Genomic DNA, 21,046 nt, shown 5'->3' with positions numbered 1-21,046 from the left:
AAGGAGCTTTTTTCATTGATAATTATTTTCTATTAACCAAGCAAATATCATTGTCTTTTTGAGTTTTTATTAATCAATTTGAATCTTCAAATTATACCAAAAAGTAAATCGATAACATAAACGCAAGCATATGGGAACCGATAAGTTTGTCTCTCGTCACATTGGTCCTAGGGATCATGAGATAGACACCATGCTAAAAACTGTTGGCGCATCAAGCCTGGATGAGCTGATTGAACAAACTGTACCGTCCTCTATCCGATTGGAGAAACCATTGAATATCGGTAAAGGGTTGACTGAGCGTCAGTATTTTAGAAAAATACACGACATTGCTCAGCAAAACAAGGTATACAATACCTACATTGGTATGGGGTATTACGATGTTATTACGCCAGCCGTTATTCAGCGCAATGTATTGGAGAATCCGGTGTGGTATACATCCTATACACCTTACCAGGCGGAGATTTCTCAAGGGCGTTTAGAAGCATTATTAAACTTCCAGACTGTGGTAACGGAGATGACCGGTATGGAGTTAGCCAATGCGTCTTTATTGGATGAGGCTACTGCTGCAGCCGAAGCCATGATTATGCTTTTTAACTCAAGAAGCCGAAAACAAGCCAAAGCTGGCGTGAATGTGCTTTTTGCAGACGAAAATATGTGGCCTCAAACAAAAGAGGTACTTATCACCCGCGCCAAGCCACTGGGTATTGAACTGCAGTTTGGTGACATTCACACATTCGAGTGTAATGACAAGGTATTTGGTGTGATGGTGCAGTATCCTAACTCCAATGGTACTGTTGAATGTTACAAAGCGCTTACCGAAAAAGTACATGCCAATGATTGCCGTATTGCCGTTGCTGCCGACTTAATGTCCTTAGCATTATTGACGCCTCCTGGAGAATGGGGAGCTGATATTGTATTTGGTACTACTCAGCGCTTTGGTATTCCAATGGGCTATGGCGGACCGCATGCTGCCTTTTTCGCCACTAAAGAAGAATTAAAGCGTCAGTTGCCGGGTCGTATCATTGGCATTACCAAAGATGTGAATGGCAAGCGCGCATTGCGTATGGCGCTTCAAACGCGCGAGCAACACATTAAACGTGAGCGAGCTACGTCAAATATCTGTACTGCTCAGGCTTTATTGGCTACTATGGCAGGTTTCTATGCTGTGTATCATGGCGAGGAAGGTATCAAGCGCATTGCTGAGCGTATTCATTCAATTGCATTCCAAATCACACGTGAAGTTGAGAAGTTAGGCTATGAGCAGCTGAATGCTGATTATTTTGATACTATTCGCTTTGAATTGCCAGAAGGCGTGAAGGTGGAGGATATTGAGCGTTTCAGCCTTGATTTGGAGATGAACTTCCGCTATTTCGAAAATGGTCAGGTAGGCATCAGTATTGATGAAACAACCAACCTATTCGATTTGAACTGGATCGTTGAAGTATTCGCCAAAGCGGCTGGTAAAGATGTGCCTGTTATTGGTGATTTTAGCGAAGATTTGGCTGTTAAGCCTGAATTGGCGCGTACAAGCTCTTTCCTGACACAAGATATATTTAAAAAATACCGCTCAGAAGCTGAAATGGTGCGTTACATCAAAAAGCTGGAGCGTCGCGATATTTCATTAACGCATTCGATGATTTCATTGGGTTCTTGTACCATGAAACTGAATGCATCGACTGAAATGTTCCCATTAAGCTGGATTGAGTTTAATGGATTACACCCATTCATCCCAACTAATCAGGCATTGGGTTACCACATGATGATGGATGAACTGCGCAGCGACCTGTCAGAAATTACTGGTTTTGCTGATGTAAGCTTGCAACCTAATTCAGGTGCTGCTGGCGAATATGCTGGTTTGATGGTAATTCAGGCTTACCACGAAAGCCGTGGCGAAGGGCATCGTAATGTATCAATCATCCCAGCATCTGCACACGGTACCAACCCTGCCAGTGCGGTAATGGCCGGCATGAAAGTAGTGGTGGTCAAATGCGATGATAAGGGCAACATTGATGTGGATGACTTGCGTGCCAAAGCTGAAGAACACAAAGATAATTTGTCGAACCTGATGGTGACTTACCCATCTACTCATGGTGTATTTGAAGAGTCTATCATCGAAGTATGTCAGATTATACACGATAATGGTGGTCAGGTATACATGGATGGAGCCAACATGAATGCACAGGTTGGTTTGACCAGCCCCGGACACATTGGTGCCGACGTATGTCACCTGAACCTTCATAAAACATTTGCCATCCCTCACGGTGGAGGCGGACCTGGTGTTGGCCCAATTGGAGTAGCCAAGCACTTGGTAGAGTTCCTGCCAAAGCATCCGGTAGTTGACAATGGACGTAAGGGTATTACGGCCGTTGCAGCAGCACCTTGGGGAAGTGCCAGCGTGTTGCCAATTACCTATGGATACATCAAAATGTTGGGTGGTGAAGGCCTGACCGAATCAACCAAAATTGCTATTTTAAATGCCAACTACATGGCATCACAGCTGAAAGATGATTATGGCATTCTTTACACCGGTAAAAATGGTCGTGTTGCGCACGAAATGATTCTGGAGTGCCGCCACTTTAAAGCAGAGTCGGGCATTACCGAAACTGATATTGCCAAGCGATTGATGGACTATGGTTTCCACGCACCAACCTTATCATTCCCGGTATATGGTACCTTGATGGTGGAGCCAACCGAAAGTGAGTCGCTTCAGGAACTGGACCGCTTTATTGCTGCTATGAAATCGATTTATGCAGAAATTAAAGAGGTGGAGAATGGCACGGCTGATAAGGAGGATAATGTGCTGAAAAATGCACCACACCCGGCTTATAAAGTTGTAGCTGATGAATGGAATCACTCATATGGACGCGAAAAAGCAGCCTATCCGTTACCATTCATCCGCGAGAATAAATTCTGGATTGATGTGGCGCGCGTAGACGATGCCTATGGTGACCGTAACCTGGTTTGTGCCTGTGAGCCAATCGAGAGCTACATGGAAGACTAATTAATAGTTTATTGATATTATTAAAGCCTGGTATTTCGTCAAGATTTACCAGGCTTTTTTTATGGTGTTATGCAGAAACTTTTAGCCGACGTATGCGTAGTAAAAAGGGTGTTAATAAAAATATAAATGATGAAGAATATTTGCTTATTGTTATTAGTAATGCTGCCCATAACGCTATTGGGACAGGAGATGCCAAAGGTAGCCAGTGTTAATCAGTCGTTCGATAATATAACCTCTGTATCGGTTATTGGTGAATTTTGTAAGGTAGACGTTAAAGAGGGTGCAAAACTTGAAGTAACGGCTGAGTTGCGAGCCGCCAAAGAAATGGATGGCTATGCTGTTATGTGTACAGAGGAAGCAGGTGTTCTGAAAGTGGAGGTTCAAAAGCCGGCATCCGGTTGGACTTCACACAGTGGTTTTGTTAATGTAATCATTCCGGCTGGTGTAATGCTGGATGTACAAACCACATCGGGTTATATTTCACTTGAAGGATTGTCAGGTGCCGATGTGCTTGCTCAATCAAAATCGGGTAAAATACAGGCTAATAACATGAAAGTAAACCTTAAGCTTAAGACCAGTTCCGCCTCGGTGAAAGCCGAGAATATTACAGGCCAGCTTAATGTTTCCACCAAAGGAGGTGCACATGTGGTCCGTAATGTAGAAGGCGCAGTTTCGTTATATTCAAGCAGTGGTGAGATGATTGTAGAGAACATTAACGGCGCATTAAAAACCGAATCTACCGATGGTGCACAAACCATTAAAGAGATCAAGGGTGATGTGTATCTGAAAACAAAGTCAGGAGCCATGAAGCTGTCAAATGCCGAAGGGAAAATTGGCTCATTATCAGTATCGGGAACCTTAAACCTGTTTGATGTAACTGGTGTATTTAACCTTGTGGCCACTAAAGGCTCTATCATTGGTAGCCGGGTAAAGCTAACCGAATCATCTTCGTTTAATACCACAGAGGGAAAAATCAAGATGAAGTTCATCAATCCACAAGAGCAGTTTACCTTTGCCTGTCAGTCGGAGCATGCATACATGGTGGCTTATGGTAAGTCTAAGAAGAAGAAACTTAAAATGGGAGAAGGACCGATTGTAATTACGGCAATAAGTACAACCGGCGCCATGAATTTTAATAAATAAGCACTAAATAATACCTACTACAAAGCCTCGCAAACGCGGGGCTTTTTTTTGCTAAATAATGGAATGGGGAATTTATGACAAACGGATAATAATTGTTGATGAATATTATTATTCGATTGATAAGCGGTTGTTTGTGTGTGGTGTAGTGTAGGTTATTTCTTGAAATGCATCTTTTTTATTCATAATTTGGGCTTTGAGAATCAGTACTTTAAGGATTAAGAATCTTCTTTAAGTTTAATTGCTATGGATTTGCCCAACGCGAGTCAGTTAGCGTGTTGTAATTTTGACAAAATCGGTTCAAAGAACTCCCATGTTTTTGGTAAGTTCATTGATTGGTTTGTTCAAAATAGCACCTTGATGAAAATCTTGCCTGAAGAGGATAAACTAGGCATATTTATCTACTCCAAAGAGAAGGATAGAATTGTATGTGCCAATCATCAATTTCTTCAAACCTATCAAATATCCATTGAACGGCTTAATAACTCAGCTATCAGGCGATTGATTTTTATGAAACTGCATAAAGATGATGCCCGATATATTCGTTTTCTAGAGTGGAATGCTTCTCAAAATAAACAGTCGAAACCAATCAACCGGGTGGTGAGATTGCGTCAAAAGGACCAATCATACAAACCCCTTCACCTATTGGTTTTTAGTATCGCTAACATCGATAGAAGTTTATCAGATTACCGTTTAGGTATTGTGATAAATGTGCCTGAATTCTGGAGTGAGCAAGAAACAGTTGATCCTCATTGGGGTACTTATCGCGATAAAACGAAACGTTTGTCAAAACGCGAAAAAGAAATTGTAGAATTAATTGTAGATGGTGCCACCGATAAAGAGATTGGCAATTACTTAAATATCAGTCCGCATACTGCTCAGCGGCACCGTAAGAATATTCTCAAGAAACTCGAGTTTAAAAATACGGCTAAATTAGCATTCATCATCGGAAAGTATCGATTAGTCTAAAAATCGATGGCCCTTATTGACTTTCAGATTTACCCCTTTATGGGTATTGAGCTCGTTTAAAAGCCCTCATAATTTTACTGTCTCAAAACAATATGTGCCTGAAAGGGAATGTGTTATTGAGGTGGTTGGTTGATAGATATGGGTTATCTAACCTGTATTTACAATCGAACCAATAGAACTTTTAACCAACTTAATAATGAGAAAGTCAATTGTAGTTTACATCATTGTATGCCTCATTGTAAATAGCTGTACGCGTACTGAGCAAAAAATTCTGATTCCTTCAGTTGAAATTTCTGTTGCGTTCGAGAATCCTGGATTTGGCTCATTAAAAAATGGTGATGTAGGTGGTGTGCCCGAATGTGCTGAACTGTCCATGGACTACGCACTTTATACAGTTGAATTTATTACCGAAACCGGTCAGGTAAGCTCTCAGAAGCAAATTAAGGCCCCAATTTATACGATTAATAACAGACATGTCACTCAGCCTGTAAAAGTGATGCTGAATGATGAGCATAGTACTCATGCTCGTATAATCAATTTCTTTATATATCATACTGATGACCTTAGTTCTGAAGATATAATTGTGAGAGCTGCCCCAATGAAAGGCAGTAAGTTTTATCCGCTGGTAAGCAATAAGCTGAATACTCTTTTTACTATCAATAAGTTTGCTAAACACGAAGTACCAATTGATGTACTGTGCTTTGAACCAATGTATATAGTAAGCTTTGGTTTTGTGTGGCTTGATATGAGTTTGGTGACAATTCGCAGTCAGTGCTGGATGGGTACATTATGTGTTGACAATCCGCAAGTACTTAACGGTTCTCTTTACGAAACCTTGTCACCAGGCGAAGTTAGCCAGCAAATGCCAGCAATATTAAAGGTAAATGTTCTGAACTACATAGGCGCGGCCGACGGCAATTATGAAGATGATATCAATTGGGACCTGATTATTACGCACTCTAATAGCACATCAGAAGCCTATGGCACCGATCAATGTCTGGAGGTTTTTTGGCCCGATCATGATGTGCGGAATGATCTGTTTCGTTTTGATGTATATGTGTTAATGCCAGATGGAGATAACGAGTTTAGTTATCAGTATTACAACTCGTATGCTTTTTGGGATGCGATTCCTCCCGATGTAGGTACCGATGGCGTCGCCGATTTTGAAATTGGCGATTGCGTAACAAACTCTTTTATTGCTTGTACGCTTACACAGGGCTACTGGAAAAACCATACCGGAATTAATAAAAAATCAGGCCAGGCTTACTGGGGGCATATCAATCCCTCTGATAAGTTCTTTAATACCGGATTAAGCTATCTGGATATATATGCGAAAAAACCTTCAGAAAGTAAATATTACAGTCTTGCACACCAGTATATAGCAGCCATGCTGAACCTCGAAGTAGGAGGAGTGGACATAAGCATGTGTCCTGATGTGCAGCAACACTATGACGCTGCCGGCGAACTGCTTAATGAATATTTACCCACTGATGATCTTTCAGTGGTTATGGATGATTTAATAATGTATGCTGAAACCCTTGACCTGTTTAACAATGGCGTATTATGTAGTAAGCATTGCGACTAAGTGTTGATTTGAATTTAATATTAATCTAATACAACCGAACATGAGAAAAATTGTAGTAGTGATTGCAACTCTGGTATTAGTACTAGGTGCTTGTAAAGAGAATGTGAGTTCTCCGGTAGAAAACAGTGCCGAGTTCTCTATTGGTATAAGTGAAGCCGATTTTGTCACCCTAAAAAGTGCCCCCTTGGGTGTTGAAGATTATATCCCAACATGCAATGAAAGTTTGAGCCTTGACTATGCTAAGGTCACCTTTGATATCGGTAAAGGCGATGAAACGGTAACCATTCCAATATTTAAGGTAGCAGGTAAATATGTTACACAACCTGTTAAAATAAATATGGAAACAGCTGAATCCATTCAGGTGACCATTAGTGAGTTCCTGGTATATAATATGGGTGATGATGGAGAAATTGATGAAGACTTAAGCCTTGATATATCCGATGATGTTCTGGTTAAAGCTACACCGCATGGCGTATTTGGCGGAAGTAACAATAGCGCCTATTTCCAGTTTATCAATCCCAACAATGGTTTGAGAACTATTACATTAAATAAGTTCACCAAAGAAGAAATCGTTATTGATGTATTGTGTTACGATGATCTGGTGTATGATAACTTCGGCTTCGTTTGGTTTAATATCAACGCTATTACAGTTCGAAGCCAATGCTGGTTTGGAGATATTTGTGTTGCTGACAAAACACTGTTTGAAGGCTCGGTTTATGAACAACAGCAGAATGGCCTTCAAATTGACATGCCTGCTATAATGAAAATAGATGTTCTGAGATTTATTGGTAATGGCCTAGGTGATTATGGGCCCGACATGAACTGGGAGTTTCTTTATAGCTATAACAATATGGGCACCTTCGGTAACGGTGGAGAAAACGGAGAAGGTGATTGTATGACTATAGCCTGGCCCGATAATGATGACATAGATGAACTGTTCAGGTTTGATCTATATGTCTATCTGCCTGATATTAATAAGCAATTCGACTACCGGTTCCAGAATTCATACTCTTTCTACAATAATGAGGCACCAAATACCGGTGATGATGGGGTTGTAGATTTTGTTATCGGCTCTTGCTTTAGCGAACCTTTTATAATTATTATACCGCCTGATAACGATGGTTGTACCCTTACACAAGGCTACTGGAAAAATCACACTGGTGACGGACCCGGTAACCAAACGAATGCATGGCAAGGTGCAACTCAGCCCGATACTCCGTTTAACGCCACACAAACCTATTTAGAGGTGTTGGAGACATCTGCAGCCGGCGGTAATCCATACTATATTCTGGCTCATCAATATATAGCTGCACTGCTGAATGTTGAAAATGGCCCTGTTGATCTTAATAACTGGCCGGATGTAAAAGAAGCCTTTGATAATGCGGCTGAATTATTTGATAATGATGGTGTTGATGATGTTGTGCCGGAGCAAACATTTACAGAGCAGCAGAAATCTGATATGGTGAATTGGTCTACGGTTCTTGACTTGTTTAATAACGGCATCTTAGGATCTGGGCATTGCGATTAAATACAATGTGGAATCATTATAGACAATCCTTGACCGCGTAATACCTATATCCATTTTTAATAACCTAAAACAATAATGTTATGAAAAAAATTTTATTTGCATTGGCAGCCTTTGCTTTTATAGTAAGCAGCTGTAATGAAAAAGTTAATGATCCTGAGCAGGCTTATGCTGAATTTTCAATAGGCATTAGCGAAGCCGACTTTGTCACACTAAAAAGTGCACCATTGTCAGATGATTTTATTCCTGAATGTGATGAGGAATTAAGTTTGGATTATGCGCACGTATGGTTTGAAAAAGATGGTGTACCTGACGATGTTGTTATACCAATATTTGTTGTTAATGGTAAGTATGTTACCCAGCCCATTAAAATTATTTTGGGAGAGGGAGTCAATAGTGTTGATATTGAGATAACTGATTTTACCGTATGGCATGAGGTAGAAGGAGGGGATGATATCATGGTTAAGGCAACGCCCCATATCGATAGTGAGTACTATCAGTTTATAAACCCAAATAATGGATTAAGAACAATAACGTTGGGTAAGTTCACAAAAGAAGAAATTATCATTGATGTTCTGTGTTATGATGATTTGGTATATGATAACTTTGGATTTATATGGTTTAATATACAGCCAATTACAGTAAGGCAGATGTGTTTCTTTGGTGATATCTGTGTGTGTGAACCCGAATCATATAGGTTGCCTTATGGTGATGTATTCCCATATGTTGATCAGGTTAACGGAGGTACCATTTACGACTTGATTGCCTATATGAAGATTATTGTTTCAAGTTCAGAGAATGACTGGAGTGCTGAATTTGATAACCTTGATAACGCCAATGATTGCTTGCCTATTTATTGGCCTGATTACGATTTGTTGGATGATGAGATTACCATTGAGCTTAAAGTATTATTGCCAGTTGGGGATGTTCTGGATTGGGTAAGTATCAAAACATGGGTGTTTGATAGTTACGAAGATATCCCAGTGGCAGGAGCAGATAATGTATTGGATTTTGTAATTGGTGGTTGTCACTTTGATGCTGATTATGTTTTTCCTGCTCATTTGCACTTGCCAACTGATTTAGTTAGTATGACCCCTACATTCTTAAATCATAGTGCCAGTGGTGAATACAGGTATTTCAATATTAATCTGGCTGGAATTGGAGATGGCTATAGCATAACAAATGGAAATTACTTAGGATGGTGTGGTGATTTGGAAAATTACATAACATCTGGTAATACCTATACAGGCGTAAGAATTTATTCATCACTTAATTGGGATGAGAGTATTGGAGGTCATTTAACCCAGGAAAAGCTAAATCAATTGAATTTCATTATTAATGAATTACCTGGTATGTTAGCTGATTATAATGAAGATCATAGTATTGGTACTGCGCATGCCGGTAAAGTTGTTCAGGCTTTAGTATGGAAAATACTAAACCCTGGAGTTCCTTTGGTGAGTGGATATGAAAGCCAGGAGGCCGAGGCACAATCTTTTGCTGATTATGCAGTTGCTAATACACCTCCTAATTATGTACCAGAAGTTGGCGATATGATAGCAATTATTTTCCATGAGGATAATTCTATTCAGGTATTATTTACCCCAATGGCTTCTCCTTGTATCGAAGTGTTTGAATGACAGATCTAGTATTATTAGTGTTAAAGCCTCGCAAACGCGGGGCTTTTTTGTTGATGTATAACTAAAAGACAGGCTGAAGGTTGATAGCTTGTTCATAGATGCTCTTCAATGAAAGATCATTCAAGAAGAGGTGCTGCGAAATTCGCTTACTATCGCTGCATCATTAGAACTATAAGTGGATTATTACTTTTTTTGAAACCAGGTGTTCTTTCATTGTCGGATAGGGTGTTTTTGTACTCATGTCTTATAGGGCAGCGTACTGCCTTAAAAAAAACTCACTGGTTGTTAATAACTCGTTATGAAAAAACGTAACACGCAACAGTTAGCTGCGTAACCCCCCCATTCACCCAAAATATAAAATATGAGTTTTAAGAACGTTTTTTTACTATGTGCAGTTTTACTGCTTATCTTTTCATGTAGTAAGGACAAAGAAGAAGGTCCAAAACCTGGAATTATTGCTGGTATCGTAAGCGATAAAAACGATGGTTCGGGTCTTGCAGAAGCAAGAATTATTATATTTAATGCCAACACCAATTCACCAACCGGTGAAGCAATCTGGACAGATGACAAGGGAAATTATTCCATTGAAATGGAACCGGGAAATTATTTCTTTAAAATCTATTGTAATGGCTATGATGCTATACCTGCAACAGGTATTAATGCAATACCAATTAATGTTGTAGAGGGTTCCGAAATTAATCAGAATTATGCTCTGAACAGAAGTGCAATACTCAATGGAGGTGTAATTGTGGGACAGGTTACAGAAGGAAATGATGGAGTTAAAGGTGCTTTAGTCATTGCAGAGGCAAACGGAGTAGCAGTTTCATCTGTGTCAGATTCGGAAGGTTACTTTTATATTTATAATGTAACACCTGGTGATTACAGTGTGAAAGGTTGGTTAGCCGGCTATAATAGTTCAACTGAAATTGTTAGTGTAACAGAGAATGCGACTGTTAGTGATTTGACAGTTATAGTGACTAATGATGCAGCAGCAAAAGTTTCAGGTATGGTGACCTTCCTGGCTACTTCAAATATTGAGGTGGATGTTGCCCTTGTTCATCCACTTACCGGTGAAACCATCCCGGGCTTGAATTCTACTACAACGGGTGGTGTTTATACAATTGAAAATGTACCTGAAGGTGATTACTGGGGTAGAGCCTCTTATGAGAATGATAATGTGGTAATGGATCCGGATTGGATCGTTAAAAACGGACAACCTCAGGTAACTATTTCAGGTGGTGACATGACATTGGATTATAGTGTTACCGGAGCTGTTTCGGTTGTGTCGCCAACTAACAGTGTAGAATTGGTTGTTCCCGTAGAAGTTTCATCCGGCGCAATTACTTTCCGATGGACACCTTATTCATCGGCAAGTGATTATGTAATTGAAGTAACAGATGTAAATGGCAATCTGATTTGGGGAGGTTTTAGTAATGATTGGTCAACAAAGAACATTGTTATACCTTCTTCAACAACATCTGTAGAGTTTAATTATGATGGCAGTGCTATTGAAGATTTAGTTGCAGGTGAAACATACAGGTGGAGAATTTATGCCAGCAAAGATGATAAGCAGGCAGCGACTGGCTGGCGATTAATTTCGGTGAGTGAAGATCAAATGGGATTAATTCAAATCATAGATTAACGGTCGAATCAACTAAATAAATTACGGAGGCTGTCCTGTTTGGGTAGCCTCTTTTTTGTATTAGCAAATTGTACCGACGACTAATGCCCTTCCCTTTCATATATTTATCGCTTAACTTGTATGGTTCAACTTAATCTTGCCTGTAACTTCAAAATGTATGATTATGGGCTTAAGGTATTTAAAGGTAAAGGAAAGCCACCGCTTGGTTAGAGCTAAAAGTGAGCAGGTACAGGCGCCATCGCGTCGCTCATTCATCAGGTATATTAGTTTAGGAGCATTAATATGGAGCCCATTAGCAGAGTCTGTTTGGGCATTATCGCGCAAACCCTTTGTGATTGTCAAGCGGAAGAAGCGAATTTTAGTATATCGGCAAGGTCAGAAGATGTGGGAAATATCTGAGACTATATTTGCCAGTGATTATAGGCTGAAATTTGAAAAAGACCGAGACCAGTATTTAATAGAAGCAAGTCATCTCAGGTACCATCATACGGATTTTTACTTTTCTCTTACAGCCAATATATTTCTTAGGAATGGCGAGTGGCGTTGTCAAATGTCAATTCCTCAACTGAACATTACTAAGGAGTTTGATTTTTTGGCATGGTTAGATGCCACAGTGGGTGTGAAAGGTATCATCGCACCAATGCGTTTGGTGCATTCACCTCAGATATCCTTAACAACAAAGAGGTATACCAACTGTTCGCTAAATGCACGATGGGAATTGTCACTAGAAGCTGATTCGGCAATTTGTTTAGAAAGTAGCACAGGTAGATATACAACAAGTCAGCTGATTATTTCTCCTCAAAAGAACGAGGAAGCGTTTTTGAAAAATACAGGCGATGCAGCTACGCATATATATTTCAAACAATTTGAAGAGTGGCGTCGCTTTCTCACAATTCATTTGCCTGCACATCCTATCACCAATTCAGACGCAGTTAAACCGGATTTAAATATGCAGCTGGCCGATGGAGTAGCTTTTTGGACAACCGATCAGGATGGACAAATTCAATACAAAGTTGGAGGTGAAACGAAAGCTTTTGCCAATGCCTTCGTTTTTACTGAGTATTACAGGAATCAGCCTGCAAAAGTATACCTGTCCGCCAGTGTTGGTAATTGTTGGTTGCCAACCGGCTTGGGAGCTTTTCATCTTAATCCCGATAATCAAGTGCCGGACTATGAGTATTTCGGTGATTTGAACGGTGTTACCAGTGAGCGTTTTCAACCACAGTGGAAAAGCTTTAAACCACTGGTTGATGGAGCAGTAGGGCTGACTTCGATGCAAATGGTGAATGAGCAAATAAACATATTGCCACAAGAACCCGTCAAGCGAAAGTCCGCCGGCAATCAGTTGACCATTCAGCAGGATAAAGTGGTATTTCGTCCCAAGAAAGCATTAACCTTCCGTGTGCTTCGGCCCGAGGATTTGCTCATATTGGAGTTTGAATTGCATAATTTCACGCTGGTGCGTCAAGGAGCCATCTCCATGGCTGAACTGTCCAATGCCAATAAGAAGGGGCTGATCATTATCTCTTTCACATCTCAGCACACGCTTGAGGAAGCTTACTATGAGTCAAACAAGATTCCAGGTATTGCAAGCTCTGATAGCGTAACTCTGCCAGCCAAACACCTTCGGGCGCGAAAGAGTCGCCTCGTGTATGAGTTACCTGCTCAGAGCAAAGGCATTCCGCTGACGATTGAGCAACTTTTGAACTGGAGCCAGCTGAAGCTGCGAGTTAATCCACGTGCCTGGATTAAAGTGCCACAAATCAAACCCACCAGCCGTAATGAATTTGTCAACAAGCAGGCAGCTGTTGCTGTGCCGAATAATAAACGTCAATATTTGCAAGGCGACTCCAAAGATTATGCGATTAAGCTCTACGCCAATTCGCGTCAGAAAAGTGCAAAACAGTCATTGTATAATGATGGACAGTTGGGCCAGTTGTTGGCGTCCGAAAAAGTACAGACGGTGAAACCGGGATTTAACATCTATGCGATTAAAAATATTGAATTGAATGTCGGGCCGGTGCCGCCAACTGACACCTCCATCGAAGCCCCGGCCTTGATGTATATTTCTCCCAATCAGGTAAGTGGTTTTATTCACCAGCAAAGCCTGAATCAGCGCGAGCACCAGGAGTTGACTTTGTTAAAAGGGATGGCACCTCAGAACATCAACTTGACAGGTAGTAATTTATCTACCAATAAAGGAATGATAGCAGAGTTGTGGCACACCATTTTAGGCGTTCGGTTGAAAAGCGGACAGGCCACTCGCGAATTATCAGTTTTCAAAACCATTCGGGCCTTATGGGCAGATGAAGCCAGCACGGATTACAAACAGTTACCACCATTAGGCGAACCGTTTATGGCCTCGCTGGATGGCAACGACCGACATGTTTTGGTGCATACCACGTCCAATTATTCCATACCCTATTATTATCCGAAAGCCGTCAATGTCAAAAATCTGATGCTGACTGCCCTGGGTGCTTACCTCGACTGGCATGCATTTTTTGATGTGCCATCACTTGCTGATAATGAGCTGAACATCATCGAATGGGAGCACCTGGCAACACTGGGGCGCGACCATTATGTGAAGGTGGTGCGAGAAGGATATCTGTTTCCTTTTGGTCATCGGGCTGCTTTGGTAAAAGTCACCGAGCGAAAGTTTGATCAGTCAACCAAAGCGGCGGTCAACAGGCAGCGAATGTACATTGTGGTGCTGGAGAAGGAAGTGCTTTACGCCCGCAATAACCCCAATAACCAGTATATTCCCTTTGCTTTCCAGGCGGTACAGATCAATACCACGCAAACACCTAATATTGATAATCCTCTTGAAGAACCCATCATCAATGTGCCATCAGGTGGCAATACCGTGAAGGTGATGAGGCTATCTGCGGGTACGGCCAAACGCTTTGCCGGCAGTGGCAACTCTTCTTATAACTTTTACATCAACGTCAATGGAAAAGGATTTCCGTTTGATTTGGTACTGACGGATAAGGAAGGGGAGGAGCATGCCTTGCGGATGCCACTGGTATTCCTCGAAAACAAAGTGGCCAGAACCGGCAACCTGGTTCAGCAGATCATTACAAAATACAATCCCAATACCATTTACAACAAGATGGATTTGAATGAGCAGGATATCGCCTATGCCGAATGCATGCTGGATGGCGATACCTCCTTCGAAACTCAATCCATTCAGTTTGGTGCTGAGGTATATCCCGCCACCGACGAAGCGGATATTAAGTTTCATCCCATCATTCAGCAGGCCGAAGTGTTTATCAAACAACTGAATGAGATGACAGGCGTAAGGAAGGCGGCTGTTATTCAATTGGAAGATGATGCCAATGAGGGAACGGTATTCGCTTCGGTGAAAGATGCGGTGGTCGATTTTAGCAATGGTTCCGATAAGGCAGGTGGTTTCCTGTCGCCGAATATGGGCATTACCGCATTGAGTAAGTTGCAAGGTCCCGTGGGGGGCAATATGAATGATAGCAAAGCCTTAACGTTTAACCCGGATGATTTCTTCAAGGCCTTGGATAGCTTTCCGGTGGCCAAGATTTTTGGTGTGATAAAAATCTTTGACTTGCTGCTGGGAGATATGGATATGGGTAGTGCCTTCGATGGTGTTAAGTCGGCTGTTGGAACGGCAAAAAATGAGATAGAGGATATCAAGACGGAAATATTGTATCTGGAGAATCAGGCCAAAGAATTGCAGCAGGATCTGACCGATCAAATTGATGTCCTGAAGCAAAGCATAAAGGATAAAACCAACCAACTGCTTGACCTGCTCAATGGTAACATCCCCAAGATACCGAACTTTAAAACCTTTGTGACGGCCGAAGCTTTTTATGCCGAGTACAAGTGGCAGCCCGAGTTTAAGTCCAACCCCATTAAAGTGATCGAGGACATTCTGCATGTGCGGGTGGATGATCCAAACAAGGCGCTGACTATTACAACGGCCATAGAGAAACCTTTTGATAGCGGTAAAGAAGCAACATTTACCGGTTCGGCACGTTTCGAAAAGTTTGGCATCGACCTGGTGCCGCTGCTGGCTGTGAATTTCAACTACATGGAATTCAAAACAGGCAATGCACAGAAAACCAATGTGAAGGTGGATATTGATGCCGAAAAACCCATTGAGTTTAAAGGGGCACTGAGTTTTGTGAATAACCTGCAAAACATCATTCCAAGCACCGGCTTTTCCGATGACGGGCCTTACATTAAGTTGCAGCCTACACAAGTAACAGCTGGCTTTACCATTAGTATTCCCAATGTGGAAGTGGGCATCTGCATGATCAGTAACATCAGCCTGGGAGCGCATGTGACATTGCCGTTTACCGGTGCACCATTGGAGATGGGCTTTAATTTTTGCAAACGAGAGAATCCTTTCTTGCTCACGATTTCCTGTTTTGGTGGAGGTGGTTATTTTATGATGATCACCACTCTGAAAGGGCTTAAATCCATCGAAGCAGCCTTTGAATTTGGAGCTGCCATGTCACTGAACGTAGGCGTTGCTTCAGGTGGCGTCTCTGTCATGGGCGGCATCTACTACAAGTTCGAGTTGATCGAAAAAGCCCTGCCGTCGCCCGATGGCGAGATCATTGAGGAAATAGGTTCATCAACCATCACCGGTTACCTGCGCATCAACGGTCACCTGTCTATCCTTGGAATAATCTCCTTGTCCATGGAGTTCTACCTGGCGTTTACTGCTGTGTTTGCCGATGGTAAAGTGGAAAAACTGGAAGGTATTGCAACCGTGAAAGTAAAGGTGGAAGTGCTGTTCTTTAGCAAAACGGTTTCGGTGACGGTGCGACGTGAACTAAAAGGTGCCGATGCTGATCCTAAGTTTATTGAGATGATTGATGAAGACGATTGGCAGGAATACTGCCTGGCTTTTGCCGGATAATAACCCTTGAAACTTAAAGACATGGAAATTATATTAACCACATTACCCCACGAACGCGATATAGAGAATAACCGGCTGAAGCTATCCGTTTTTGTTTCAGTGAAACTCAATACGCCCAAGGACACAACACTGAGCGCATTTCCCGATATATTGGCTTGGCCCGAAAAAGTCATGAGTACGGAATATGCATTTCGATTAGACGATGGCACCTTAATCGATGCGCAACTGAATACTGATCAAATCAATGCCGGGCTGTATAAGCGTATTCTGCACCCCGACATTAAGGTGGATGATTTTAAGGATGATGAGGATTTGATGCAGAAGCGCATTTATTCGTTTCCGGTGAAGCATGTGCAGGATTTTATTTTTAAAACAATGAAGGAGGAAGCCGTGGTTAATCCGTCACGGAAAGTGAAACCTGAACGATTTGTGGATGAGGTGCAGCTGGGAGCCATCAGTCAATATAAACTGCAGGACGAGGCGGTAAGAGCTGTTGCTCAAAAACAGGTTCGATCAACCAAACCTGTACCGTTTGTGGCCCGTCGGCAGGAGGAGGATGTGAAGATACAGCAAAGGGTCAGGAGCGATCGCTTTAAGCGCTTCGAGGCGCAAATGAATCCCCAAAGCGATTTTGCCGAGCTACGTCAGTTCCACCGGGTGGATAAGGCCATTAAAACAACACCTAAATTGCAATTGGAGAAGCCTCGTTTTGAGTTTCACGATGTGGTGGCTACCATGAATAGTTATCCGCAGATCATGCGAAAAATGGCCTTTGTACTGGATTTTACAATTGCTACTCCCGACGAATTGCCTGCCAATAGCACCTTGAGTCTTGTACCTCAGAATCTGGAGCTAAGTGAAGACTACAGTTTATCGATTCCTGCCACGGCCTATGAATTGACCGATACCGGATTTTTTGTGCGCGATAAGGTCGATTCGCTCTTTAAGCAAGGTTTTGTGAAGGTGAACTCGGGCGATTTTGAGGTGGTACAGATCGATGCTGATGGCGCTGCCCTGAAAACCAATAATATGGCTGAGAGTAAGGTGCAGGAAATCGCCCGCTTCTATGAGGTGAAAGCTGAGATTTCCCGTAGTAAGGTGTTACGACCTGAAATATTGGATGAGGTGGAGCCACCGCAGGAAGAAGGCTTACCCTATATGCGTTCGGCCGGTATTGCCATCACCAAAAACGGCATGGCCGAACATCTTTTCAGACGCATTGAGCAGAATGTACAACTGAAAAATGAGTTTAAGGCCGTTAGTGTGAAGCCTTTTGATGTAAAGGGTGTTAAAGTCAAAAATACGCAGTTTCAGGTGAAACCTTTCTTAGTGAAACTGCCTTCCAAAGCACTCTATTCCGATGATGTGGTGCAAGGCTACCGCATGGATATTGCTTACGAAAATGAGCCCGACAAATGGTATTCACTGCACTGGCGACAAGATGTTTATCAGTGGTTTGATGAGAGTAACAATCCACATCCGATTGAAGGAGTAGTGCCCGATGAAGGATATATTCAATTGGGTTTAACGGAAGATCCCGACGAGCCGGATGATGTTTTTGTGTCCGAAACGCTTGCCCGCTGGGAGGGATGGAGCTTATCGGTACGTAAGCCTGGCTATGCCATCAATGAGTCGGACGACTACGAACTGGAGCAGGACGAAACGGTGAAGAAGGACTTTGTGCATAAATCCAAAACGCTGGAAGCGCAAAAGTACGCCTACGATAGTGAGCTGGACTTTCGCATTCATGCCCAATCGAAAACGGTGGTGGGCACCTTACCAAAATTACGCTTTGGCAGAGCTTACAGGTTACGGATACGGACCGTCGATTTGGCTGGTAATAGTGTGGCACATACGGTCGTCACCAGTGACAAAAGCTCTTCGGAACGCACCAACATTAAATACCTTCGTTACGAACCATTGGCCAGTCCCATCGTATTGGTGGGCAATCAGCTAAAGGATGGTGAGTTTCTCGAAAGCATGGTCATTCGTTCCAACTACAACCAATCGGTTGCAGAGTATGAAGCCACGCATCAGGTGAATGGTTTAAAGCTGGATGACCATTCACTGAGGTTTTTGCTGCCGCCAAAGAACAGTCAGCAAATGGCCGAGTGTCACGGCATGTTTGAAAAAGCCTTTGGTGATGCGCAGAAAGCGAAGGAAATTTATCAGATTATAACGGCTCATGAAGGTTTGTACCAGCAGGATGAAAAGAACAAGGAGAAAGTGTATCAGCCTTCGGAGGTGGAAATCATCTATCTGCCCGATCCAATGGCTGCAGGTGTGGCTCTGTTCTTAGCTGATGACTGTGAGCATACGCATACGCAGACTTTTGAGCCACGTCTCTTCAGCTTCTTTTCCAAGGATGAGATAAGGCTGGGGCAGACCGATGAAGTTGAGATACCTGAAGACTGGTACCGGTCGGGTTACATCCGCTTGCGTTTGGAAGAGGGAGAGTACAATACCCATTGGAACCCATCAACTCATCAGTTAACCTTTTATTTGCCCAAAGGCATTCGTACACGCATTCGCTTCAGCACATTCTGGCGCGAGAGTGATGTGAAAGAGCTGTCGGCCATATGGCAAATGGTGAAGGATGATGCGACCAACAATATTGATGAGGCGCGTGACCTCGCTTTTAGCGGACAGCATTGGATGTTGAGTCCTTCGCGCGAAATGGAGCTGGTGCACGCGGTTCAACAGCCTATTGATGCTCCAGTTATTGAGGAACTGTTGCCCAACCGCGATTTCAAAACCAACCATGCCGATATTAATATTCGCTTTGATATCCATGGCGAAAGCACGGAGAAAGTTGAGCTGCAGGCACGATGGAAAGAGCAGTGGGACGATGGTATCTCGGTAACTATTAAGGAAAGGGAAGGCAGCAATAGTATTCCTGATATTCAAATCAATTATCACGATGATGTGGTGACAAAAGGAACGATTCCTGAGCCGGAGAAGATTGAACTGGCGCCCACTCAAAACATCAAGGTGCAACCCATTAAAGCCTATCCTTTGAGGAGTAAGGCTGAGTTTGATGCAGAACCGCAACCAAAAGCCAGGAGGATTAATAAGGATTATCAGGTTCAGAACGTAGCCTTTCAGAAGTTTCAGACCGATAAATCAAAAGCACGTGACAGCCTGGTGAACCGTGTGAAGTTTGATGTACAGGAATACCAGTTCAATTTCTATAAACGGCTCAACCTGCGCTTCTCACCATTGAAACATCAGTATGGCGATACGCGGCATCGTTGGGTTGATTATCGCTTGCTCGCCGCCTCACGTTACAATGAATACTTTGATAAGATTCTGACTGCTCATCCGGAGTTAAATACGGTACGCCTAAGCGAATGGAAAGAGAAAGTAAGTATTCCAAGCTCGGCCCGCCCCAAGGCGCCGGAGATTGATTACATCATCCCTACTTTTGAGTGGCGAAAGACAGAAAATGAAACCGCTATGCGCCATCAACGCATGGGTGGTGGTTTGCGTATTTTTATCAAACGGCCCTGGTTTTCATCTGGCGATGATGAGATGTTGGGAGTCATCCTGCCCGAAAAAGGCTATAACCCGGCCAGCCTCGTAAGCAAAGGTGGGTACAATGCCGATTACACCAGCTGGGGTATGGATCCGCTCTTGTATTCGGTGCAACCGACCTCGTATTCGCCAACAGTAGAGGATTTCTATATGAATCCGGTTATTGATAGTGATTTGCAATACCCGGATAAGAATCAGCGGGCAAAGGTGGTAGCTTATCCGGTTCATTTCGATGAAGAGCGGCAGGTGTGGTTCTCCGATTTGCGGATTGACCCCAAGAGCATGTACTTTCCTTTTGTGAAATTGATATTGGCGCGTTATCAGCCCTATTCGGTCCGCAAGGATAAGGAGGATGTGTGTCTGTCGTCGGTTGTATCGGCTAATTTTAACCAGCTGGTGCCCGAGCGGCAAACAACCATTCACTTCAATAAGGCGGATGTGAATTCGAAGTTTACCATTAAGGTGGAAGGTGCCATCTACAACGAGCGCTATGCCAAATACGGCAACTATAATTTCATAAAGATTAGTTTCCAGGATACAAAGTATTCGCGCCCGATATATGGCATGGTAAGCGACGGTAATGTTGACAAACAATTACAGGAAGAAACACTGATTGTTCGCATTTCATCTAAGCAGGTAACAAATAATCGCTATTCCATTACCAAAGAATTTAAACTGCCTTCGAAATATAAAAAGGAAGCCTATCAGATTATCATAGAAGAATATGAGCGGGGGCCTAAACAAATACCGGGATTGCCACAGGCTTATCAGAACAGACTAGAGCAGTCGGAGCAAACCGACCGTCTGATCTATGCGGATGTGTTTAATATCAATGAAACAGAGATGACGATCTCCGGATAGTCTCTTCGGTGTACTTAGATAAATCTCAGGCTGGCGGGCTGACATTGAGGCAGTGTTACCTGTCATTGTTACAGTGTAGAAACGCTTTGTATGTTCTGCGTATACCATTGTAATGCTTGTACACCCCATTGTAACCCTTGCGCAATGCTTTGTAACGGTTGTGCAAGGGATTATCTTGCCTGCGCAATGGTTTGTAATCGCTGCGCACTGCCTTGTAAAAACTTCTCAATGGATTGTAACAGTCATTCAGTGGAC

Annotated in this window: 9 protein-coding genes; all 9 read left to right on the top strand. The window is 42.6% G+C overall.

The window, feature by feature from the left end; translation table 11 throughout:
- The first annotated feature begins 130 nt into the window (after window positions 1-130).
- The 9 genes from gcvP to KEM09_RS15630 all read left to right on the top strand — a co-directional run bounded on the left by gcvP (window position 131) and on the right by KEM09_RS15630 (window position 20,791).
- Window positions 131-3,001 carry an aminomethyl-transferring glycine dehydrogenase gene (gene gcvP / locus KEM09_RS15670; RefSeq protein WP_212229714.1) on the top strand — a complete coding sequence of 957 codons (2,871 nt, stop codon included), beginning with the start codon at window positions 131-133 and terminating at the stop codon, window positions 2,999-3,001.
- Between the two features lie 126 nt (window positions 3,002-3,127).
- Entirely contained in the window at window positions 3,128-4,144 is a 1,017-nt protein-coding gene (locus KEM09_RS15665; protein WP_212229713.1) for a DUF4097 family beta strand repeat-containing protein, read from the top strand.
- Between the two features lie 357 nt (window positions 4,145-4,501).
- A complete protein-coding gene (locus KEM09_RS15660; protein WP_212229712.1) occupies window positions 4,502-5,110 on the top strand; it encodes a response regulator transcription factor in 609 nt (202 codons plus the stop codon).
- A 196-nt stretch (window positions 5,111-5,306) separates the two neighbouring features.
- Complete coding sequence (locus KEM09_RS15655) at window positions 5,307-6,695, top strand: hypothetical protein (protein ID WP_212229710.1); 1,389 nt, start codon at window positions 5,307-5,309, stop codon at window positions 6,693-6,695.
- Between the two features lie 40 nt (window positions 6,696-6,735).
- Window positions 6,736-8,223, top strand: a complete 1,488-nt coding sequence (locus KEM09_RS15650) for a hypothetical protein (RefSeq protein WP_212229708.1) — start codon at window positions 6,736-6,738, stop codon at window positions 8,221-8,223.
- An 80-nt stretch (window positions 8,224-8,303) separates the two neighbouring features.
- On the top strand, window positions 8,304-9,857 hold the full coding sequence (locus KEM09_RS15645; RefSeq protein ID WP_212229706.1) for a hypothetical protein: 1,554 nt from the start codon (window positions 8,304-8,306) through the stop codon (window positions 9,855-9,857).
- Between the two features lie 361 nt (window positions 9,858-10,218).
- Window positions 10,219-11,499: an MSCRAMM family protein gene (locus KEM09_RS15640; protein ID WP_212229704.1), complete on the top strand. Its 1,281-nt coding sequence runs from the start codon at window positions 10,219-10,221 to the stop codon at window positions 11,497-11,499.
- Window positions 11,500-11,662: 163 nt separating this feature from the next.
- A complete protein-coding gene (locus KEM09_RS15635; RefSeq protein WP_212229702.1) occupies window positions 11,663-16,396 on the top strand; it encodes a hypothetical protein in 4,734 nt (1,577 codons plus the stop codon).
- 21 nt (window positions 16,397-16,417) lie between these two features.
- On the top strand, window positions 16,418-20,791 hold the full coding sequence (locus KEM09_RS15630; RefSeq protein WP_212229700.1) for a hypothetical protein: 4,374 nt from the start codon (window positions 16,418-16,420) through the stop codon (window positions 20,789-20,791).
- Window positions 20,792-21,046: the final 255 nt, after the last annotated feature.

Origin of the sequence: Carboxylicivirga mesophila, from assembly GCF_018271975.1 — a bacterium.
Taxonomy (GTDB): Bacteria; Bacteroidota; Bacteroidia; order Bacteroidales; family Marinilabiliaceae; genus Carboxylicivirga; species Carboxylicivirga mesophila.
Note: the sequence above shows the minus strand (reverse complement) of the source record. Positions and strands in the feature narration are given on the sequence as shown.